Source organism: Paraflavitalea devenefica (assembly GCF_011759375.1).
GTDB classification, from domain to species: domain Bacteria; phylum Bacteroidota; class Bacteroidia; order Chitinophagales; family Chitinophagaceae; genus Paraflavitalea; species Paraflavitalea devenefica.
Map to the genome: position 1 here is coordinate 34,158 of NZ_JAARML010000002.1, position 23,880 is coordinate 58,037.

A 23,880-nucleotide genomic window follows, 5' to 3' on the forward strand; every position below is an offset into this window, starting at 1 on the left:
AACCATGGGACTGATAAGAACCGCACTTAGAAAACCTATCTCCATACTGGTATTGGTAGCCGGGTTATTGTTTTTTGGTATCAGCGCTGTACGTACCATCAAGGTGGATATATTTCCGCAGATGAACCTGCCGGTAATCTATATTTCACACCCTTTCGGTGGTTATACACCTTCACAGATGGAAGCCTTCTTCGGCAAGCAGTACATTAATATATTATTGTTTGTAAATGGTATCAAGACCATTGAGACCAGGAACTCGCAGGGACTTACCCTGATGAAGATCACTTTTTATCCCAACACCAACATGGCGCAGGCCGCTGCAGAATTGAGCGCCTTCTGTAATCGGGCGCAGGCCATCTTCCCACCGGGATCACAACCGCCTTTCATCATACGCTTTGATGCTTCCACCCTGCCGGTAGGGCAACTGGTATTGAGCAGTCCTACCCGCACCAACAATGAATTGATGGATATGGCCAATGTGTATGTGCGGGCTGCCTTTACTTCCATTCCGGGCTTGGTGGGTTCACCTCCCTTTGGTGGTAATATCCGCACCGTCGTTATCAAAGCCGATCCTGAACTATTGCGTTCACACCAGCTTACACCCGATCAACTGGTAGAAGCATTGCGGGTCAACAACCAGGTATCGCCCGGTGGTAATGTGCGCATTGGTGATTATAATTATATAACGCCGGCCAATACGGTCATTAAAACAGTAAAAGACTTTGAGAACATGCCTTTGTTCAAAGGTGGCGTACAGAACCTGTACCTGCGGGATGTAGCTACCGTGGAGGACGGCGCTGATATTACTATGGGCTACGCCCTGGTGAATGGAAAACGCTCTGTGTATTTAAGTATTGCCAAGTCGGCAGATGCCTCTACCTGGGAAGTGGTGCAGAAACTGAAAGCTGCCCTGCCTAAGTTCCAGGCACAGCTTCCCGAAGATGTAAAATTGTCCTATGAATTTGATCAGTCGGTATATGTGATCAATGCGGTAAAGAGCCTGCTGAGTGAAGGAGCCATCGGCGCCATCCTTACGGGATTGATGGTGCTAATGTTCCTGGGCGATGCAAGGGGAGCGCTCATCGTGATCCTCACCATCCCTACATCTATTATATCGGGCGTATTATTCCTGCAACTGTTGGGTCAAACGATCAATATCATGACGCTGAGCGGTCTGTCACTCGCCATTGGTATTCTTGTAGATGAATCGACGGTGACGATCGAGAACATCCACCAGCACCTCGATATGGGCAAGCCCAAGGCCAAAGCCATCTGGGATGCCTGTAAGGAAATAGCTTTCCCGAAACTATTGATCCTTTTCTGTATCCTCGCGGTATTTGCACCGGCCTTTACCATGCAGGGCATTCCGGGTTCTTTGTTCCTGCCACTGTCGCTGGCCATCGGCTTTTCTATGATCGTGTCTTACTTCCTCTCGCAAACCTTTGTGCCAGTCATGGCCAACTGGATCATGAAAGCGCATAAGGGTACGCCTGTGGTGGCAACGGAACATCAGGAAGACTGGGAGCTGAAGGCCGCCATGGCCGAAAGGGCCCATGCAAACAGCAATGGTAAGCTCACCCGCTTTGAAAAATTCCGCGGACGCTACATGCGCTTCCTCGATCGTTTGTTACGGTTCCGCAAGCCGGTAGTGGCAGCTTCTTTGATAGTGACTATTGGAGCGGTGATGCTATTGCTCTCCAATATCGGGCGCGATGTATTGCCCAAAGTAAATGGCGAACAGTTCCAGGTGCGGTTGCGGGCGCCGGAAGGCATGCGGATAGAGCGTACCGAACAAAAAATGGTGAAGTTGCTGGACATAGTGGGACAGATCGTAGGCAAGGGCAATATTGCTATTAGTTCGGCTTTTGTGGGCCAGCACCCGGCCTTATTTTCCATCAGTCCCATCTACCTGTTCACCAGTGGTCCGCATGAAGCGGTATTGCAGTTGGCCCTGCAGGAAGATTATAAAGTGAACATGGATGAGCTCAAGGAAAAGATACGGGCTGAAGTAGCCCATGCCATGCCGGACGTAAAACTGTCGTTTGAGCCTATTGAGCTTACCGATAAAATATTGAGCCAGGGATCGCCTACACCCGTGGAAGTGCGGCTATCCGGGCGGAATAAAAAGCTCAATGAAGAGTATGCTTATAAGCTGATGGATAAGCTGCGTCAGATCAGCTACCTGCGTGATATACAAATTGCGCAGCCAATAAGATACCCGGCGCTTAACATTAATATCGACAGGATAAAAGCCGCCCAATTGGGTGTTGACATGTCGGATATCTCCCGCTCACTGATTGCTTCCACTTCTTCTTCGCGCTATACAGAAAAAAATGTGTGGCTGGATGAAAAAGCCGGATTGAGCTACAGTGTACAGGTGCAGGTGCCTGAAAATAAGATGGCCAGTATTCATAGCATTGGTGAGATTCCCGTATTCAGGAACGCCCCACGCCCGGTACTGAGTGATGTAGCTACTATTGAAACCGACACTACTTATGGCGAAAATGATAACCTGGGCGCTATGCCGATTGTATCAGTAACGGCCAACCTGGTGGATATAGACCTGGGCACTGCAACTACTGATGTAAAAGCGGCCATTGCTGCGCTGGGTGAACTGCCCCGCGGCCTGACCGTTGAACCAATAGGAATGGGGCAGGTACTGACAGAAACATTGGATAGTTTACAGTCGGGTTTGATCGTAGCCATTGTGGTGATCTTCCTCATGCTGGCCGCCAACTTCCAGTCGTTCAAAGTATCACTGGTGGTGCTGACAACAGTGCCGGCGGTATTGCTGGGTGCTTTGCTGATGTTGCTGGCTACTGGCTCTACATTGAATCTGCAGTCATACATGGGTATCATCATGTCGGTAGGGGTATCTATTGCGAATGCGGTATTACTGATCACCAATGCCGAGCAGTTGCGCAAGCACAATGGCAATGCCCTGCAGAGCGCCCGGGAAGCGGCGGCCCTGCGGTTACGTCCTATCCTGATGACCAGTGTGGCGATGGTAGTGGGAATGGTCCCCATGGCAGCCGGGCTGGGTGAGGCAGGCGACCAGGTATCGCCTTTGGCAAGAGCGGTGATCGGTGGTCTGATCGCTTCTACGTTTGCTACCTTGCTCTTATTGCCCTCGGTATTTGCCTGGGTACAGGGGAAAGCGTCTATCGCTTCTGTTTCCCTCGACCCGGAAGATAAAGAGAGCAGGTTTTATGTGGGCGATAGCTAAGCATTGCCCCTTTAGGGGCTTCCGCTTTGTAGAAATTAACGTCAATAGGTTTTCACAGCCCTGTAGGGGCTGCCCCTCGTGCCTTAAAACAAAATATTATGAAAGCAATAAATGTTTCACCCGTTGTATTTATCAGCCTGTGCATGATCTATATAGCCTGCAATTCTTCTCACGGAGAGAAGAAAAAAGATGATGCCGTAGCGGCTTTACCGGCAGCTATTGATGTATTCCCTTTAGAGAAAGACAAATTGTCTACTGCCTTCCAAACACCTGCAGAGTTGATCGCCTGGCAGCAGGTAGATCTCTATGCCAAAGAGAACAGCTTTGTGCGCAAGTTGTATGTGGATGTAGGTGCTGAGGTAAAGGCCGGACAATTGCTGGCTTCACTGGAAGCGCCAGAGCTCAATTCAAGGCTGGCTGCGGCAGAGTCGAGACTGAAATCACAGGAGGCAATCTATACTGCCAGCAAATCACAATATGACCGCCTGTACGAAACGAGCAAAACGCCAGGCACTATTTCTCAGAACGACCTGGACCAGGCAGCCGCCAGAAAGAATTCCGACCTGGCGCAATGGGAAGCGGCCAAAGCAGCGCACAAAGAAGTCATGATCACCCGGGGATACCTGGAGATCAGGGCGCCCTTCAATGGCGTGATCAGTGCGCGCAATGCCAATACCGGTGCGTATGTAGGTCCTTCCGGCAAGGGATCGGAGTTCCCCATGTTCACCTTGCAGGAGCAACGCAAGTTGAGGCTGGTGGTAGCAGTACCCGAAGCCTATATTGGATACCTCGATCATAAAAACCCGGTGGAGTTCACAGTGAAGGCCATACCCAATGAAACATTCAAAGGTCATATCAATCGTTTATCGGGCGCGTTGGACAACAGGCTGCGTTCAGAACGCATAGAAATAGATGTGGAGAACAACAATAAAAGATTATTGCCTGGCATGATCGCAGAAGTCAACATCCCGTTCCCGGCCAAAGACAGTATTCTGATCGTTCCGAAAACAGCCCTGGTCAATTCACCGGAAAGAACATTCGTGATCCGTATTGTGAACCATAAAGCGGAGTGGGTGGATGTAAAGAAAGGCCGTGAGTCCGGTGGTAAGATCGAGATCTATGGGGCAGGCCTGCAACCCGGTGATCAACTGGTGAAGAAAGCCAGCGAAGAAATAAGAGAAGGATCAGATGTGCAGCACGTGAAAGCGGTAGCTGCGTTTAAATAAACATACTAAATTGAATCTTATGCAGTACAGAACACTCGGAAAAACAGGCGAGCAGCTATCAGCTATTGGCCTGGGTTGCATGGGTATGAGCTTTGCCTATGGACCAGTCGACGACACAGAATCTATTGCTACCCTGCATCGTGCGTTGGACCTTGGTATCAACTTCTGGGATACCGCCGATATGTATGGATATGGCAAAAATGAAGAGCTCATCTCAAAAGTGCTGGTGCCCAACCGTGATAAAGTTTTCATTGCTACCAAGTTTGGCTTCCGCTTACGCGAAGATGGCACCAATTACTTTGATGGGTCGGTGGCCCATCTTAAAAATGCGGTGGAAGGCAGCCTGAAGCGTTTGAAAATTGATACCATCGACCTGTACTATGCCCACCGTATTGATCCCAATGTGCCTGTGGAAGAAATGGTAGGAGCGATGGCCCAACTGGTGAAAGAAGGTAAGGTGCGTTACCTTGGTTTGTCAGAAGCCTCTGTCGCCTCTATCCGCAAGGCGCATGCGGTACACCCTATTGCAGCCCTGCAAAGTGAATATGCGGTGGTAACACGCGGGGTGGAAAATGAGATACTGCCTGTGGTCCGTGAGCTGGGTATTTCATTGGTACCCTATAGTCCGTTGGGAAGAGGATTGATCACTGCCACTGTACAGGATAAGGATCAACTGGCGGCAGATGATTTCCGCAGAACATTGCCCCGCTTCAATGATGAAGCCAACTGGGATAACAACCAAAAGCTGGTAGCTGCCTTTGCTGCCTTCGCAAAGGACAAAAATTGTACGCCGGCGCAACTGGCGCTCGCATGGGTATTAGCGCAAGGAGATAATATCATTCCTATCCCCGGTACCAAAAAGAGAAAATACCTGGAAGAAAATGCCGGTGCGGTGAATGTGGTGTTAACACCTGCCGACCTGCAGGAGATGGAAGGATTGTTGAAAAAATACCCCGCTGCCGGTGAGCGTTACAGTGAAGGCGCTATGAAGCTGGTCAATAAATAGCAAGTAGCGAGTAGCTAGTGGCTAGTGGGCTGTTGCCGCGCATAAGCCCACTAGCTACTCGCCATTTACCACTTGCCTGCCTTCCCCCACTTGCCATTCCTTTTAATATTGTTCTGCGGCAAGAATTCGTGTAATTCGCCTCCAATTCGTGTAATTCGTCCTAAAATCTTCGTACATTTCTACGTGATTGCTATCATTCACGTAAAATTCCTATACCTGTAAAAAGAACCAGGGCTCGTCTAAATCACTCAACATGAAAGGAATCTCCATAACCCGGTGGTTCAGGAATGTCTCGATTGCCAGAAAACTGTACTTCACCGTAGGCATCATGGCCCTGCTGATTGCGATTGAACTGGGCGCACTTGTATTTTCCATTAATACACTTTCCTCTGTAAGGGCCTATGTGAATGGGGAAGGACTTTGGTCCAAGGCCCAGAAAGATGCCATGTACCAATTGCTCAAATATGGCCGCAGCAGGAATGAGGCCGATTACCTGGAATTCAAAGAGTTTATGAAAGTGCCCATGGGCGATCATAAAGCATTGGCGGAATTGGCCAAGCCCAACCCGGATATGCAGGTAGCGAGACAGGGCCTGATAGAAGGACGCAACCACCCGGATGATGTGGACGGCATGATCAAACTGTTCCGGAGGTTCAATAACAATTACTACATCAGCAGGGCCATTAAAGCATGGGTTGACGCTGACAACCTGGTGCCCGGGTTTTATGTGATTGGCGATAAACTGCACCGGGAGATCAATGCTCCCAATCCATCTGTAGAGCGTATCAGTGCCATATTGCAGGAAATTGATCCGCTGAATGAAAAATTAACGCCCATCGAGGATAAGTTTTCCTTTACACTGGGAGAAGGCTCCCGCTGGCTGGAAAACCTGGTATTGCGGATACTGTTCATTATTGCCCTCACAGTAGAACTTACCGGGCTGGTATTGGCTATCCTGGTGAGCCGCAGTATCCAGAAAGGATTGAATGAGATCTTACATACAGCGCAGGCTGTTACACAGGGCGATCTGAGTAGCCGGGCAAAAGCATTTTCCAAAGATGAGATCGGGATACTGGCCAATGACTTTAATAAAATGACGGCTGAGCTGGAACGTATGACAGACGTGATCCAGGAAACGAATATCAACCTGGAGCGCAAAGTACAGCAGCGTACAGCCGAACTGGAGCGCAAGAACAAGGAACTGGAACAATTTGCCTACGTGGCTTCCCATGATCTGCAGGAACCATTAAGGACTACTACCGGATTTGTGGAGGCCCTCCGCAAACAATACCGGGGAATGCTGGATGAACATGCCGACAGGTACCTCGATTATATCGCCCAGTCATCAGACCGCATGAAAACACTGATCAAAGACCTGCTGGATTATTCCCGGATAGGACGGGAAAAGCAGTTTGTGAAAGTTGACTGCAATGTGGTGTTGAGGGAAGTGCTGACCGACCTGGATTCGGTGATCAGGGAAAGCGAGGCTGTCATTAAAACGGATGAACTGCCGGTGATCAGTGCTTTTCCCACAGAGTTTAAACTGTTGTTCCAGAACCTCATTACCAATGCTATTAAATTCAGAAGGCCCGGCGTATCACCCATGGTAGGTATTTCTGCACGCTCCGAAGACGGGCATTGGAAATTTGCTGTCCGCGATAATGGCATCGGTATTGATCCCGGTCACCAGGACAGGATCTTTATTATTTTCCAGCGATTGCATAACCGGTCCGACTATGAAGGATCGGGTATTGGCCTGGCCCACTGTAAAAAGATCGTTGAATTACATGGTGGCACGATCTGGGTAGAATCGTCGCCCGGTAAAGGCAGTACCTTTTACTTTACCATTGCCGACCAGCCTGTTCATACCGAAGATGCGCCTATCCAGGGTAGCCGGCAGCCTGTTAACTCCTGACCCCATTTTTACATAACAATACAATAACAAAGCTCCGCTTTATACAACCTATCCCTGAAAGTGGCCATTGTGTCGAACTTTTTTGGGTGGGACCTTCGTGTTGTTCAACAGGATACCCTGCCCATACAAAGAAGGGGGATGATTGGTTCGCCCGTTAGTAAAATATTGGAACCGAACAAATTAAAACCGGGAAGCTAAAAATTAATGGCATTGTTCCGGTACAGTTTAATAATTTTGCGCCATCTCAGGAAAAATCCCTGCAACTCTCAGGCAGGTATTATCCCAGGATTGACGCCCCCTTGTCATCCCTGCTTTTGCAAAGCAGCCAGGTTACCGTGCATGTTATTTGCATGTACCGGTGTATCAATAAATAAATGCGCATTATGAACAACCTATATAAAGAAAGGCTTTCTGAAAAAAAGAAGATCCTGCGGGCATTTCTGTTGGCACTGGCCATGCCGCTATTGTTGCCCGCACAGCAATCAACCAGTGATAGCGTATTACAACAGGCTACGATAGAAAATGTCATTCAATATGCCATTAAACGACAGCCCTCGGTACAGCAGTCGCTGATTGACCAGGAAATTACAGAAACAACCATTAAGAGTAAACTGGCCGATTGGTATCCCCAGGTAAACTTCGGTTACAACTTCAACCACATCTTTCAACTGCAAACATTTGTGGTGGGCGGTGAGGTACGCTCCGCCGGTTTAAGGAACACTTCTGCCTTGCAGTTTACAGCTACCCAAAACATCTTTAACCGGGATGTTTTACTGGCCAGTAAAACAGCGAGGGATGTACGCCAACTGTCCCGGCAGAATACCAGCAGCACGAAGATTGACGTGGCTGTTAATGTATCCAAAGCATTCTATGATGTGCTGGCTACCGAGCAGCAGATCAGGATAGCCACGCAGGATATCACCCGCCTGGAACGTAGCCTCAAAGATGCACAGGCGCAATACAATGCCGGCGTAACCGATAAAACGGATTACAAAAGAGCTACCATTGCACTGAACAACACAAAGGCCCTGCTGAAAAGCAATCAGGAAGTGCTGAAGGCAAAAGTGGAATACCTGAAGGCCCTCATGGGATATCCTGCCAGCCAGCCGCTGGACATTATTTACGACAGCCTGCAGATGGAAAAGGAGGTGACACTGGATACATTGCAAACAGTGAATTATACCAGCCGTATAGAGTTCCAGACATTGCAAACGCAACGCAGGTTGCAACAGGCCAATGTAAAATATAATAAATGGAGCTACCTGCCCAGTGTAGCTGCCAATGGCGCTTATAACCTGAACTACCAGAATGATGAGTTTTCCAAAGTGTATAACAGGAACTATCCTTATTCTTTCGCCGGCCTTACGGTGTCTGTTCCTATTTTCCAGGGTGGTAAGCGGAAGTACAATATTCAACAGGCCGAATGGCAATTGAAATCCATTGACTGGCAGGAGATCAACCTGAAGAATAGTATCAACGCAGAATATTCGCAGGCGCTGGCTGTTTACAAAGGTAACCTGGCGAGCTACCTGGCGCTGAAAGAAAACATGGAGCTGGCGCAGGAGGTGTATGATGTCATCAACTTACAATACCGGTCGGGGGTTAAAACTTATCTCGAAGTCATTACCGCCGAGTCGGACCTGCGCACGGCAAGGATCAATTATTACAATGCCTTGTACCAGGTATTATCCGGTAAAATAGATGTACAAAAAGCATTGGGTCAAATCAATTACTAATATCAAACATCTCAGTATATGTTGTTCAAAAGGATAGGATATTTTACAAGTGTAGGTTGTATGTTGGTCATTGCTTCCTGCGGGGGTAATAAACAGCAACCTGCTGCACAGGGCCCGGCCCCGGCTGTTCCTGTAACAGTAGCCAAAGTAACTATTACCGATGCAGTTTATTTCGATGAATACCCCGGCACCGTTACTGCCCTTAACCAGGTAGAACTGCGTGCGCAGGTAAACGGGTATATTACCGGTATCTATTTCCAGGATGGCGCCCGTGTGAAAAAAGGGCAACGCCTTTATTCAATAGATCAACAGCAATATGAGGCCAATTACCAGCAGGCAGTGGCCAATCTGGCCGTACAGGAAGCCAACCTGGTGAAGGCACAGAAGGATGCCGACCGTTATCATGAACTGGACAGGCAGGATGCCATTGCCAAACAGCAGGTAGACAATGCCGATGCTGCACTGGAAGCTTCCAAAAAACAGGTGGATGCTGCGAAAGCCAATATCCGCGCGGTACAAACCAATGTAAAGTATTCCACTATCTACGCGCCTTTTGATGGCACCATTGGTATTTCACAGGTAAAAGTAGGCGGACCTATTTACGCAGGACAAACCATATTGAATACGGTATCTTCCGATCACCCGATGGCGGTTGATTTTGCCGTCAACCAGCAGGAACTGTACAGGTTTGTGCAACTGCAGCAGCAGGGAACCAAACCGAAGGATTCGCTCTTTACCATTGCTTTTGGCAATGATGTATATCCGCAGCCAGGTGCTATCAGCCTGATAGACCGTGCTGTTGATCCGCAAACCGGCAATATCAAAACAAGGCTGGTATTCCCCAATCCTAAGAATATGCTGAAAGCCGGTATGACCGCTACCGTGCGGGTGAAGAATAATACTGCTACTGCATCTGTTATTATTCCTTATAAAGCAGTGGTAGAGCAGTTGGGTGATTTCTTTGTGTATGCTGTAACGGATAGTAATACGGTTACACAGCGTGAAGTGGCCCTGGGCAGGCAGATTGGTACCGATGTGATTGTGAAGGACGGCGTTAAAGCCGGTGAAACAATTGTGGTGCAGGGGGTACAGAACTTGCGGGAAGGTTCTAAGATCACTACGGCGCCACCACAACAGCCGGGAGCAGGTGCAGCACCCGCTAAGAAATAAGGAAATGCCTGTTGCCCATTATTATTTGAACAGAGGACTTTAAAGAAGATAACTAATGATAGCAGATACTTTTATAAAACGCCCGGTAACGGCCATTGTTATATCGATCGTGATTGTACTGGTGGGGTTGATATCACTGAGTAACCTGCCTATTGCGCAGTACCCGGATATTACCCCGCCTACGGTTTCTGTAGCGGGTAGCTTTACCGGCGCAGATGCCCAAACGGTGGAACAAACCACTACCACGGCCATTGAAACGCAGATCAACGGTACGCCGGGCATGACCTACATGTCCAGCAACAGTACCAGCAGCGGCCAGAGCAGTATTACCGTAAACTTTGAAGTAGGTACGGATATTAATATTGCTACGCTGGATGTACAGAACCGCGTGAGTGTGGCCGAGCCTACTTTGCCCGATGCAGTAAAGCGGTTGGGGTTAACAGTGCGTAAACGTAACCCCAGCATCATGGTGGCCCTGGCACTGTATTCGCCCAATGGAACAAAAGATGCCACTTTTTTGGGTAACTACTCCAACATCTACATCAAGGATGCCTTATTGCGGGTGAAAGGGGTGGGTGATATTGTTACCCGTGCAGATGATTTTGGTATGCGTATCTGGCTCGATCCACAAAAGCTGGCTGCCATGAACCTGACCACTGCAGAAGTATTGGCGGCTTTGGCCGAACAGAACCTGCAGGTCGCCGCCGGTACAGTGGGTAGTAACCCCCAGCCCAGTGCGCAGGCATTTGAGTATAGTGTGCTTACCAACAGCCGCCTCAATACCAAAGACCAGTTTGAGAATATCATTGTGCGTACCCGCCCGGCGGATGGCAGCATTGTGTACCTGAAGGATGTAGCCCGCGTGGAGCTGGGTAAGTTTGATTATGGTAATAATGCCTTTGTAAAAGGGAAGCCGGCTGCTTTTATCCTGATTTACCAGGCGCCGGGCGCCAATGCCATTGAAACCTGGGAAGGATTGCAGACAGCCTTGACCGACCTGAAAAAGACTTTCCCCAAAGACGTGGATATTGCCGTTCCGCTGGAAACAGTTACGGTGGTGAAGGTATCTATCAATGAAGTAATGCATACGCTGATAGAAGCGCTGATACTGGTGGTATTGGTCGTATTTCTCTTCCTGCAGAACTGGCGTGCTACGCTGATTCCTGTACTGGCCATCCCGGTATCACTGATCGGCACCTTCATCTTCTTTATTCCTTTCGGATTTACGATCAATACGCTTACCCTGTTTGCGTTTGTATTGGCCATCGGTATTGTGGTGGATGATGCCATTGTGGTGGTGGAAGCGGTACAGCATTACATTGACCATGAGAAACTATCGCCAAAAGAAGCTACGCAAAAAGCCATGGCGGATATCTCCGGCCCGGTAGTAGCCATTGCGTTGATCCTCGCCGCAGTATTTGTGCCGGTAGGTTTTATCCCCGGTATCGTAGGGCGGCTGTACCAGCAGTTTGCGATAACCATCGCGGTCTCGGTCATCATCTCGGCATTCGTGGCGCTGTCCTTAACACCGGCTTTGTGCTCCATCATGCTCAAGCCTTCCAAAGAAGAGAATGCCCGCAGGAACATCCTGGAAAAATTCTTTGCCTGGTTCAACAGGATATTTGGCCGCCTTACCAATTCCTATACAAGAGGGGTGGGCAAATGGATCAAAGGTGCACCGTATGTCATCGTCATGATGGTCTGCCTTTTTGTTGGCCTCTTCTTTATGTTTAAAAATAAACCTACCGGGTTCATTCCATTGGAGGATGAAGGCCGTTTGTACGTGACGTACGAAATGCCCGAAGGTACATCCACCACCCGGAGCGTAGCCATGATAAAAGATGTAATGGCCCGGATACAATCCATGCCGCAGGTGAACATAGCAGGTGGCCTGGCAGGTTTGAACATTATCAACTTTTCTTTCAAGTCCAACTCGGGAACGATATTCGTGAACCTGAAAACATGGGATGAACGTAAAGGGCCGCAGAACCATGTGCAGGCAGTAATAGCGGAGATACAGAAGCGTACGGCCGACATCAAGGAAGCACGTATCCGGGCGATAGCGCCGCCGGCCATTCCCGGCCTTGGCGCTACGGCAGGTTTTACGTTTGAATTACAACAAACCACCAGTACCGATAATGTACAGGAGTTTGAAAAAGTAGCGCAGAAATTCCTGGGCGCCCTGTACCAGCGGCCTGAGATTGGCGTAGCCTATACTTTCTTCTCTACCAAAACACCCAGCTACCAGGTGAATGTGAACCGGGAGCAGGCCATGAAGTTGGGCGTGCAGATCTCAGATGTATACAGCACCATGTCTACCCTGCTGGGTAGCAGCTACGTCAATGACTTTAATATCTACGGGCGGAACTTCCGGGTTATGGCCATGGCAGATAGTAGCTTCCGTTCTTCGATAGATGACTTCCGCAACTTCTATGTGCGCAATACACAGGGGAATATGATCCCGCTGAGCTCACTGGTGACTGCGAAGGTGATCGAGAACCCGGCGGTAATATCACACTACAATATTTACCGGTCTATCGAGATCAATGGTTCGCCCAAACCTGGTTTTAGTAGCGGACAGGCCATACAGGCCCTGCGCGAAGTAGCTGGTCAGGTGTTGCCGGCCGGTTATGGTTATGAGTTCTCGGGCATGAGCCGGGAAGAGATCAAAGCGGGGGACAGTACTACCACCATCTTTGCTATTTCTATTGTATTCGTATTCCTCTTCCTGGCAGCCTTGTATGAAAGCTGGTCGGTACCGTTCTCTGTGCTGTTTGCGGTACCCATTGGATTATTTGGTTCTATCCTTACTCTCACATTATTGCCCAATCTTTCGAATAATATTTATGCGCAGATTGGTATGATCACGCTCATCGGTCTGGCTGCCAAGAATGCCATCCTCATTGTGGAGTTTGCCAAGGAACGGGTGGATAGGGGACTTGATGTAGTGCATGCTACCCTGCAGGCCGTGCAGTTGCGTTTGCGTCCGATCGTCATGACCTCCCTGGCCTTCATATTGGGGGTGTTGCCATTGGCATTTGCCAGCGGTGCGGCGGCAGAATCCCGGAAGACCATCGGCTGGACAGTATTTGGCGGTATGCTGGCAGCTACCACACTGGCCATCTTCGTAGTGCCGGTACTATTTGTACTCATCACCAAACTTTCCTACGGTCGCAAATTGAAACGACTGGAGCAAAGCCAGCAGGTGCAGAATGAAATAGACAAAAACATTGCAGCCCGCGAAAGCTGATTAGCCCCAGCGGGGCTACCGCTTTGTAGCTCAGGTTTTGTGTATAGGCCACGGCGCCTTTAGGTGCCGCCCAAGCAGAGCGAAACAATAAAAAACAGGAAAGGGAGTACCCCTTTCCTGTTTTGCTTTTTAACGTTTTATATTTAGTGTAAAAATGACAATAAAAAGCTATCTTTCCCCCGTTAAATACTTACGGGCGTCATTCGCCGCAACCAAATTAATGCTCAAGCTATTATGAAAAGTTTGCTTTGGCTGGCATTTACAGCCTTTTACCTGTCGTCCTGCGCTCAAAAGACACAACAGGCACAACAAATTCTCAGTCCGGATAAACAGATCATTGTTACAACAGGCGTAACGGCCGGGAAGGCCTGGTACCACGTTCAATACCAGGGGGCAGCAATCCTGGATACCTCGCTGTTGGGTATTGAACGGCAGGATGAGCAATTTGCAAACGGGCTGGTACTGAAAAGCGTGTCTGCCGTTGAAGAAGTAAAGGACAGCTACCAATCGGTCAATGCCAAAAAGAGCCATATCACCTATAGCGCCAATAAAAGAATTGTGCATCTGCAGAATGCCACCGGTAAGGGGATGGACATCATCTTCCAGGTATCCAATGATGGCGTGGCTTTCAGATACTACTTCCCCGATGCTTCCACCGATCGTAAAACGATTACTGCTGAACATACTTCCTGGCATCTGGGCAATGAGGTGCAGGCCTTCCTGCAACCTATGCAGGAAGCGCAGAAAGGCTGGGAACATGTATTTCCCTGCTACGAAGAACATTACCTGCAGGGCATCTCACCGGCCACCGCTTCTCCTACAAAAGCCGGATGGGTATACCCTGCCTTGTTCAAAAAACAGGATACCTGGGTGCTGCTCACCGAAGCATCAGTAGACAGTACCTGGTGCGCCAGCAGGCTGCAGGCCACCGCGCCGGGCGGTGAATACAAATTAGGCTTCCCCGATCCGCGGGAAGTATTTACCGGTAAAGGATCATTACCCGAATCTGCCTTGCCCTGGTATTCCCCTTGGCGTATCATCACCATCGGTAGTCTGAAAACAGTTGCAGAATCTACACTGGGTACCGACCTTGCCAAACCTGCTATTGCGATAGACACCTCTTTTATAAAACCAGGCAAAGCTTCCTGGAGCTGGGCATTGCTGAAGGATAACTCAGTAGTCTATGATGTGCAGAAACGTTTCATTGACTATGCGGCTGATATGAACTGGCAGTATTGCCTCGTAGATGTGGACTGGGATACAAGGATCGGGTATGACAGGATCAAAGAGCTGGCAGACTACGCGGCTACTAAGAAAGTGGGGCTGATCCTTTGGTTCAATTCTTCCGGCAACTGGAACACCACCAAATACCATCCCAAGAGTGCGCTGCTTACAAAGGCCGACCGGGAGGCTGTATTCAGTCGCCTGCAGGGAATGGGCATTAAAGGCGTGAAAATTGATTTCTTCAATGGTGATGGCCGTTCCATGATGCAGTATTACCTCGATATTTTACAGGATGCTGCGAAATACAAATTACTGGTCAACTTTCATGGCGCTACGTTGCCCAGGGGATGGCAACGTACTTACCCACACCTGGTGAGCGCGGAAGCGGTGAAAGGCTTTGAGATGATCACCTTCAGTCAGGCAGATGCAGATGCGGCGCCTAATCATTGCACCATGCTGCCTTTTACACGCAATGCATTTGACCCGATGGATTTTACACCCATGTGCCTGTACAAGATACCGAAGATAGAAAGAAAGACAACCAGCGCATTTGAGCTGGGCCTGTCAGTAGCGCTCTTATCCGGCATACAGCATTATGCAGAAACGCCGGAAGGCATGAGCCATGTACCAGCCTATGTGAAAGACTTTTTACGTACGCTGCCCAATCATTGGGATGATGTACGCTTCATAGATGGCTTTCCCGGCAAGCTCTACGTGGTTGCCCGCCGGTCTGGCAAGAAGTGGTACATCGCAGGATTGAACGGTGAGAAAATAGCCAAGAAAGTCAACATTGATCTGTCTTCCTTCAATGCAAAGAAAGCAACCATGATCACAGATGGCCAGGAACCACTTTCCTTTATACAACAAAATGTATCCTTCACAGCCGGCAAGCCAACAACCGTTGATATGCTGCCGAATGGCGGGTTTGTGATGGTACTGGAGTAAATAATTTATTGATATTCATTAAACTAGGGAAGTTTTATCTCTTCCTGCCAGGTGATCTATATTAGCCGGTAGGTATTTTCTCAGATAATCAGTGAGTTATAATAGGATGCAGCGTAGACGCAGCGTATACCCAGCGTTGAGCGAGCGTAGATGCAGCGACTATATATAGATACGCTGCATCTGCCTTTAGCATTCGCTGAATTTATTAATGTGCTATTTAAAAGTTTACGACAGCCTGAAAGGCTTTCTTGGGTTGCAACTGCTGATCAAAGAGCAGGGGATAATCTTTTCTGCCTCTTACCGGAAAATTATCCAGCCAGCTATGACGATCAGCAATGTTCCAGAAAGTAACGCCTGTAATGTGTTGCCTGTATTTTCTGAACAGCTCAAAGGCTGTTGTATATTTTTCCAATTGCTGTTGTTCCCGTTCGGGGGTGAAAGTTGTATGGGCATCTTCCGGTTTTCTTTCCCTGGCTGTATGTTCTTTGGGATAGACTGATATATCCAATTCTGTGATCTGAAGCCGGAGGCCGAGGCCGGCAAATTGCTGCAGGGTGCTGTCCAGTTGTTCCCTGGAAGGTTCATTGATGGCCCAATGGCCCTGCAGGCCCACACCGTGAATGGGAATACCTTGTGCCTGTAAAGATTTAATGAGGCGGATGATCTTTGCTCTTTTAACGGCGCTGATCTCATCATAGTCATTGTAGAAAAGCAGCGCGTTGGGATCTGCCTCATGCGCCCATTGAAAGGCTTTGGCAATGTATTCTTCACCGGCTATCTGCCACCATTTGGAAGGGCGGAGGTACTCGCCGGGCTTATCGGAAATCGCTTCATTCACTACATCCCAGGCATATATCTTTCCTTTATAACGTCCCACAACGGTGGTGATATGTTCCTTCAGCCGTTGCAGCAGTACATCTTTGCTTACGGGCGCACCATTATTGTCAACAAAAAGCCATGATGGCGTTTGGTTATGCCAGCACAAGGTATGCCCGCGTACTTTCAGGTTGTGCTGTTGTGCAAAGGTGATGATAGAGTCGGCATCTTTCCAATTGTATTCTGTTTCCTTTGGATGGATAAGGCCTATCTTCATGGCATTCTCTGGTGTGAGGCTGTTGAACTGCTGCACAATCAGTTTGGCCTCATCCGTTTTGAGCGCCCGGGGTGATACGGCTACGCCGATAGGAAAATAATTGCTGTAATAATCTTTAAGTCCCCGGGCTTGTTGTGTAGCATCGGCCGCTGGTGTATCCATCTTCGAAGAGGTGACTCCTCCTTCCCGCATCATGACATTACCGGCAGGGCGGGCTGTTTCCGGCGGGCCCAGGTAGGTTTCCTGCAGGCCGCCGAAATTGGCTACCAGTTTTTGTAATACCACTGCCGGGCTTACCATCCAGTATTTAATAACATGCTTTCCGGGCTTCGTGATCCTATGGGTAGATGTTTTAATAATAATATTATTCGCCACCCATTTCTCCCAGGTCCTTACATGGTTGTCTTCTTTGTTGATGCTGATGATCTGTGGGGCTTCATTGTCAATGGAAATGGCATATTGAAGCCCTTCAGGACTGTTATGAAAATTGAGCGTAGGCGAGAAATAAGCCTGCAGGGTTACCCGGCCGGCATCATAGGTATAGCATTCATACTGCAGGTGCGGACTGGCGCCACCCGGTTTGTGTGTGTGGGCTGTTACCGGAAAAGGGGTAACAGCATCACCTGTTCTGCCATGATCCGGCAATACTTTCCATCGTACGTTGCCGGTATTAACGGCCTGGGTGAAGTGGGCCGCTTCTATAGAGATATAACCATCCAGCTCAAAAAAGACATGGCGCTTACTGTTGTTGGGAAGCAGGTGAAAGGCGCTTAGAGAACTACTGTCTACCAATACCGATTCGGGGAGGATGGAATCCCGTGGTATATACTTCACCGCCGGCATACGGTTGGCCGGTGGTTGCTGCCAGTACGTATAACCAATATGGGTTTGGTCCATCATGTGGTTCCATTTACCATTGCCGAGGGCATGGTATTGGAGGCTGATGAGTGAATCTTTTAAGTACAATTGTTTGGCGGTATCTGCATACTGATTGGCAATAGCCTGCCTTTCTGCTGCATACTGCTTGTTATTGGCCACTGCCAGGTAGAGACTGTATAAATTGGCGCCCGCTTTTACAGGATGTAATACCAACTGGAAATAGGCGTCCCTGTATTGTACAGGCAACTGATCATTGATGGTTGTTGCTTCTGCCAGCAGGTCATTGTATGCTTTGGTGACCCTTTCTGCTTCCTGGTAATGTTGCAGGCTATACGTATTGGCGTCTAACAACTCCGGTTTGCGCTGCCCATTGTATTTGGTGTATTTAGAAATAATAGCTGCTATCTGTACAGCATATTGGGGGCCGAATTGTTGGATGCACCATTGTTCGGTATAGCGTTGCAGGTCGTTGGCGCCAATGGCAGCCGGGTTCCAGGCATAATCGAGAAAGAAGGAGATAGGGAATTCCATAGGCTTGATATCGCCTACATTCACGATCCATATTTGCCGGGCTTTATATTCCCAGGCCAGGTGCATTTGTTCCCATACCCGGGCAATAGGATTGGTATTAACCCATTTATAATTGCGGGGGCCGCCTACATAATCAAAGTGGTAATAAATGCCATAACCACCTTTCCGGGGTTGCTCATCAAGCCTGGGAAGTTTCCGGATATTGCCCCAGTTGTCATCACACAGCAGCAGGGTTACATCATCCGGCACGCGCATGCCTTTATCATAATAGTCCTGCACTTCTTTATACAGGGCCCATAACTGGGGTGTTTCACTGGCTGGTTTATGGGTTACTTCGGCGATGATCTCCCGCTGGTCTTTTACAATCCTTTCCAGCAGGGCGGTGGCTGTTTCGCGGCTCATGGGTTCATCACCATCGCCCCGCATGCCAATGCTCACGATCTTTTCATTGGTGGCCCGTTGCATGCCACCCCGCCAAAATGCTTTTAACTTTACCTCATTGCTGTCATAATTCCATTTTCCCTGGCCATACCTTCTCCATTCATCATGCGCCCGCATCAGCGGTTCATGGTGGGAGGTGCCTATCACGATGGCATATTCATCAGCCGCTTTTATATTGAGGGAGTCATCATCATAAAAAGCATTGCCCCACATGGCCGGCCACAGGTAATTGGCTTTGAGCCGTAATAGCAGCTCAAATACCTTTTCATAAAAGCGATGGTTGAAGCCGCCAAACTTTTCCTTCGACCAGCCCGAAAGGGCGGGAGCTTCATCATTGATGAAAATGCCGCGGTATTTAACGGCAGGAGATTGTGCAGTCAGCATCGTTTTTGTAAGGTAGAGTTGGGACTGTTGTTGAACCGGCACATCGGCCCACCAATACCAGGGAGATACCCCCATTTGTTTAGACAATTCCAGTACGCCATAAGCAGTACCCCGGCGGTCACTGCCGGTAATAACAAGCGCTTTGTTGATGCCCGGAAGAGGTGTAATGACTGTCTGCCACTGGTAGGCTTCCCATTGATTCTTTAACGCACCAGCTTGTATCTTTTTAGTGTTGATCAGCTTATCAATAATAGTCGATTGACCGGCAGCGCCAATGATAATAAGGTTATTGGCAGCCGCCGGGAGTGCAGTTAACAGCGCGGGTTTCTTACCGGTCACCCTTTCTATATCTTCCTGTAATAACTGCGCTGCTTTCTTTACCACGGCAGGGGAGATGGGATCTACATAAATTGGGGTAGATTCCTCTTTGCCGGTAATGGTAAAGGAACCTGTTGCGGGCTGATTACTGATAAGGTGCTGCGCCTGTGCAGCCACCATGCTTATGGCCATCATGGCCAACAGGAATATTTTCTTTTTCATATGCAATCGTTGGGCAGGTCTTTAGAAACCTACGGAGTTACCGCCATCCACCGGCAGTATTACGCCTGTAATGTAACGGGCGGCACCGGAGGCAAGGAATACGGCTGCATCACCAATATCGGCAGGCGTACCCAATTCTCCCATGGGGGTACGGTCAAGGGCTTTGTGCTTTCTTTCGGGGTCATCATTCAATGCCTTGGCCGACATATCCGTCGCAATAAAGCCGGGCGCAATGCAATTCACCCGTATTCCCTTGGGCGAAAGTTCTACTGCCATCGCCTTGGTCATACCTTCTATAGCCGATTTGGAAGCCGTATAGGCAATCACTTTCGGAATACCATACTGCGATGCCATGGAGCTGATGTTGATGATAGCGCCGCCACCATTGCCCACCATGTACTTCACCACTTCCCTCGATAAAGCAAAGACGGCCGTTACATTGGTTTGCAATATCTTCTGGAAATCTTCATCGGTCACTTCCGTAAACTCCTTCTTCATATTGATGCCGGCATTGTTCACCAGGATATCAATATGGCCATAATCATCCAGTATCTGCTTTACCAGTTTGGGTATAGAAGACAGGTTGGTGAGATCACAACTAATGGGTACGCATAACTTCCCCAGCTTTTCTTTTGCCCGGTTTAATTTCTGGGGATCGCGGCCTACGATAATGGTCAGGATGTTTTCCTTCACAAACTTCTGTGCAATAGCCAGTCCAATACCTGAACCTCCTCCGGTTACGATAGCTACTTTTTGTCGGGTTGTTTCCATGGATCGTTTTTATTTCTTGTACTGAAAATTGTGATTATATCATATGCCCGGCGCATATGGGAACCGTAAGCCCATATAATATTCCAAGGTCTGGCCGGGCTGTTCATAACCTGCCGGAATGGGCATACGGGAATACGTTTGGAAATACAGCAGGCAGGCATTGCGCCACCACACCGCTTCATTTTCCTGTACAGCCATGAGCTGACGTACCTGCTCAAAGCGTTGCGGGTCTACATAGGGCTGCAAACTGTTCCAGGTTTGCTGCATATGACGAACGGCTTCCACACCGGCATAATATTGTGCGCATAGTTCCTCCCATAATGTTTTTCCGGATGCCATGCGGTGATCCCATTTCACCCGGTGAAACCATAACAGGTATGCTTCCGGGCAATTGGCCAGTGTTTCCCATTGTTTACGTACTTCCGGCCTGTACTGTGCCAGGGCATTGCTGCCATTGGCTGTTCTGTCAAAACCGATACCGGTACTATCCGCTTTGTGATAATACACAGGATCCCAGTCGGCCCGCGCTGCTTTATTCGTCCACGGAGCAGGGCCATAATGATGGCTATTGCCCATGATATGGTGCAGGCCGAGCGGCGTCATATATTGAACCGTATGTTCACGGGACGCTAATAGGAGCTGCTGTGCGGGGTTGATAAAATTGGCGTTGTTGGTAAATGTTTGCCGCAGCCATTCATGGGCAATGGTAGCCGATGACAGGTCATGGTCCCAGGCCAGCCGTCCGAATGCATACCAATTGGATTGTGCAAAAGGATGACCGCACCAGTTAACATCATTGCCAATATTGGCCACGCCGGCTATACCTGATAAGGTATGACCTTCCAGTGATCCGTTGATGACCCTGGAAACAGTAGAACCTTTTCCTTTAGCATACGTGTCACTGTCGAGGCATTCTTTAAAAAGGGGCGCCAGGTAAACGAGGTTGGTGGCAAAGCCCAGGTATTCCTGCGTGATCTGAAATTCCATCATGAGCGGTGTGGCGGGCATGGCGCCAAACAAAGGATGGAAAGGCTCGCGGGGTTGAAAATCTATCGGGCCGTTCTTTACCTGTACCATTACATTCTTCCTGAACTGTCCGTCCAGTGGCTTAAACTCATCATACGCCTGTTTAAAACGGTCGTCGGGTTTTTCGTTGCTGTATACAAAGGCGCGCCACATCACAATACCATGGTGTGGTGCTACCGCATCCGCCAGCATATTAGCGCCATCAGCGTGGGTGCGACCATAATTCTGGGGGCCGGGTTGTCCTTCTGAATTCGCTTTTACCAGGAAGCCGCCGAAGTTGGGAATATAACGATAGATCTCGGCTGCTTTCTGCTTCCACCATTCCCTTACCTGCGGATCGAGCGGATCGGCTGTTTTCAATCCGTCCAGTTCCACCGGGGCGCTGAACCGTGCAGTGAGGTATACTTTGATACCATAGCGGTGGAATACACTGGCCAGCGCTGCTACTTTCAAAAGATAGGGTTTGGTAAGTACGTTGGCATTGGCATTTACATTGGTGAGCACCGTACCATTGATGCCGATAGAGGCATTGGCGCGGGCATAATCAATGTAACGGGGATCTATATAGCCGGGCAGCCGGTGCCAGTCCCAGATGGAAAAACCGGCATAACCACGCTCAACGGTCCTGTTCAGGTTATCCCAGTGGTTGAGGAGGCGGTGTTGTATTTTGGGTGTGCTGGTAATGGATAATGCCTGCAGGGGCTGATGGGTTTGCAACAAGCGCAACAGGTGAAATACGCCATACAGTACACCGGCATCAGAAGCAGCTGTAATAATAATAACAGGCTGCTGATTGATGTTGACGCTGCGTATAATAAACCCTTCACTGCCTGCCTGCTGCAGCTCACGGGCAGGAATAGCAGCCCGGATGAGGTGGGAAGTGGTATACGTACCGGCTACAATAGTGCCGGTGGTAATCCGGTCCTGCAGGGGTATTTTTTTGCCCAGCAATCCTTGCAACCCTGTTAACAGCTCCTGCCGAGCGCTGACCAGTACCGGGCTGGCGCCAGGAACATGAATGGAAGTAATGAGCGCCTGGTATTGTTGTAAAAGCGGTTTATTATCAATCCTGTCATAACGCAACCAAAGCCGGTAACCATCCTCTGCCAGAAGGCTGTTGAGTACAGTGAGGAGCAGGAGTGTGCAAATGGTCCTTTTCATACAGAATAATCGTTGAATAATAACCAGGGCTATGTCTTTGTCTTTTGGGATGATCCGCGTATGATCAGTTCGGAACGTAACAGGATGGTATTGGTAGAAGTGATGGTCGCAATACCAGTCAGGTGGTTGATCAGGTTGCGGGCCGCTACTTCACCCATTTCATAACCGGGATAATTGATCGTGGTAAGGTTGGGTTCTATTACTTTGGAAACAGGGTCATTATTGAATCCTGCAAAAGCAATGTCATCCGGGATGCGGATGCCTGCCTGTTTAAGGGATAGCATACACCCGACAGCACAGTTATCGTTGGCTACAAAAACACCATCAGGCCTTGGCGACATGTTGATAATGTGTTCTGCCGCTGCTGCGCCTGCTTCCATACTAAGGTTACCAATAATGAGCAGATCATCCGTAAAAGGCAGGTTATGTTCGGCCAATGCCTTTTTATAGCCCTCCAGGCGGTCTATATACACGTTTCTTTTGGGGGTGGCGGTAATGTGTGCGATCCGGGTACATCCCTGCTGGATGAGGTGCCTGGTGGCTTCATAGGCGGCCTTACGGTTGTCTATGAGAACATTGGTGTACATATCCTGTTCTGCTACCCGGTCAAAAAATATAATGGGAATATTCTTGCGGTAAAAAGCGTCAAAATGCGAGATATCTTCTGTGTCATAAGCCAGTGATACCAGCAGGCCGTCCACCCGGTTATTGAACATGGTCCTGGCGCTGTTCATTTCTTTCTGGGCCGACTCTGAGGACTGGCTGATGATCAGGTTATAGCCTTCGCTGTTGGCCACCTGCTCAATACCTGCAATGACAGTGCTCATGAAATAACTGTTCAGCCGGGGTATAATTACGCCAATGGTATTGGTACGCTGATTGCGCAGGTTACGGGCAAAATGGTTGGAACGGTAGCCCATTTCCTCTGCCAGTTCAAATATCTTCTTCTTTGTTTTTTTGCTCACTACAGGGTCATCTTTCAATGCCCGGCTTACCGTGGCAATGGAGATATTCAGCTTGCGGGCAAGGTCGTATATAGTAACTTCTTTTTCCTTTTCCATTACAATCGTTTACATCAATATAAATAGCTGCTGGTAAAGCTAAGGAATATTTTTTTTAAAATATTCATGTAATCGGTTACAATTATAGGGAATTTGTCCGATATTAGCCCTGCAAACGTATAACTGCATACTTGCCATAACTCTAAAAAACGATTGTTTCTATGCAGCCAAAACCAGAACTGACAAGGCTTTTGGGAGATTCCGGAAGTTGCCGGAAAAGCTATGTAAAGCTGTTTTCCTACCTTTACCAGCTCAGTAGATCCCATCATTTTGCAAGGCTTTTGATCGCAGTACG

At 48.8% G+C, this 23,880-nt stretch carries 12 protein-coding genes; 8 read left to right on the top strand and 4 right to left on the bottom strand.

Annotated elements, in window-relative coordinates; genetic code table 11:
* The first annotated feature begins 4 nt into the window (after nucleotides 1–4).
* The 8 genes from HB364_RS09815 to HB364_RS09850 all read left to right on the top strand — a co-directional run bounded on the left by HB364_RS09815 (nucleotide 5) and on the right by HB364_RS09850 (nucleotide 15,698).
* Nucleotides 5–3,226 (top strand): efflux RND transporter permease subunit, encoded by a 3,222-nt coding sequence (locus HB364_RS09815; RefSeq protein WP_167287815.1) that lies wholly within the window; start codon nucleotides 5–7, stop codon nucleotides 3,224–3,226.
* A 98-nt stretch (nucleotides 3,227–3,324) separates the two neighbouring features.
* The gene (locus tag HB364_RS09820; protein ID WP_167287816.1) at nucleotides 3,325–4,452 is read left to right on the top strand and encodes an efflux RND transporter periplasmic adaptor subunit; all 1,128 of its coding nucleotides are present in this window, start codon (nucleotides 3,325–3,327) and stop codon (nucleotides 4,450–4,452) included.
* A gap of 19 nt (nucleotides 4,453–4,471) precedes the next feature.
* On the top strand, nucleotides 4,472–5,458 hold the full coding sequence (locus HB364_RS09825) for an aldo/keto reductase (RefSeq protein WP_167287817.1): 987 nt from the start codon (nucleotides 4,472–4,474) through the stop codon (nucleotides 5,456–5,458).
* Between the two features lie 253 nt (nucleotides 5,459–5,711).
* Nucleotides 5,712–7,373: a sensor histidine kinase gene (locus HB364_RS09830; RefSeq protein ID WP_167287818.1), complete on the top strand. Its 1,662-nt coding sequence runs from the start codon at nucleotides 5,712–5,714 to the stop codon at nucleotides 7,371–7,373.
* Nucleotides 7,374–7,756: 383 nt separating this feature from the next.
* Nucleotides 7,757–9,109, top strand: a complete 1,353-nt coding sequence (locus HB364_RS09835; RefSeq protein WP_167287819.1) for a TolC family protein — start codon at nucleotides 7,757–7,759, stop codon at nucleotides 9,107–9,109.
* Between the two features lie 18 nt (nucleotides 9,110–9,127).
* Nucleotides 9,128–10,279, top strand: a complete 1,152-nt coding sequence (locus HB364_RS09840) for an efflux RND transporter periplasmic adaptor subunit (RefSeq protein ID WP_167287820.1) — start codon at nucleotides 9,128–9,130, stop codon at nucleotides 10,277–10,279.
* Nucleotides 10,280–10,334: 55 nt separating this feature from the next.
* The gene (locus HB364_RS09845) at nucleotides 10,335–13,529 is read left to right on the top strand and encodes an efflux RND transporter permease subunit (RefSeq protein ID WP_167287821.1); all 3,195 of its coding nucleotides are present in this window, start codon (nucleotides 10,335–10,337) and stop codon (nucleotides 13,527–13,529) included.
* Nucleotides 13,530–13,763: 234 nt separating this feature from the next.
* A complete protein-coding gene (locus HB364_RS09850) occupies nucleotides 13,764–15,698 on the top strand; it encodes a glycoside hydrolase family 97 protein (protein WP_208419924.1) in 1,935 nt (644 codons plus the stop codon).
* A gap of 217 nt (nucleotides 15,699–15,915) precedes the next feature.
* Here HB364_RS09850 and HB364_RS09860 read toward each other — a convergent pair whose 3' ends face one another.
* Genes HB364_RS09860 through HB364_RS09875 form a run of 4 tightly spaced genes read right to left on the bottom strand, consistent with a single transcriptional unit; the run spans nucleotide 15,916 to nucleotide 23,585 of the window.
* Nucleotides 15,916–19,566 carry a glycosyl hydrolase 115 family protein gene (locus tag HB364_RS09860; protein WP_208419925.1) on the bottom strand — a complete coding sequence of 1,217 codons (3,651 nt, stop codon included), beginning with the start codon at nucleotides 19,564–19,566 and terminating at the stop codon, nucleotides 15,916–15,918.
* Between the two features lie 21 nt (nucleotides 19,567–19,587).
* A complete protein-coding gene (locus HB364_RS09865; protein ID WP_167287822.1) occupies nucleotides 19,588–20,337 on the bottom strand; it encodes an SDR family NAD(P)-dependent oxidoreductase in 750 nt (249 codons plus the stop codon).
* Between the two features lie 39 nt (nucleotides 20,338–20,376).
* Complete coding sequence (locus HB364_RS09870; protein WP_167287823.1) at nucleotides 20,377–22,524, bottom strand: alpha-glucuronidase family glycosyl hydrolase; 2,148 nt, start codon at nucleotides 22,522–22,524, stop codon at nucleotides 20,377–20,379.
* A gap of 29 nt (nucleotides 22,525–22,553) precedes the next feature.
* On the bottom strand, nucleotides 22,554–23,585 hold the full coding sequence (locus HB364_RS09875; RefSeq protein WP_167287824.1) for a LacI family DNA-binding transcriptional regulator: 1,032 nt from the start codon (nucleotides 23,583–23,585) through the stop codon (nucleotides 22,554–22,556).
* Between the last annotated feature and the right edge of the window lie 295 nt (nucleotides 23,586–23,880).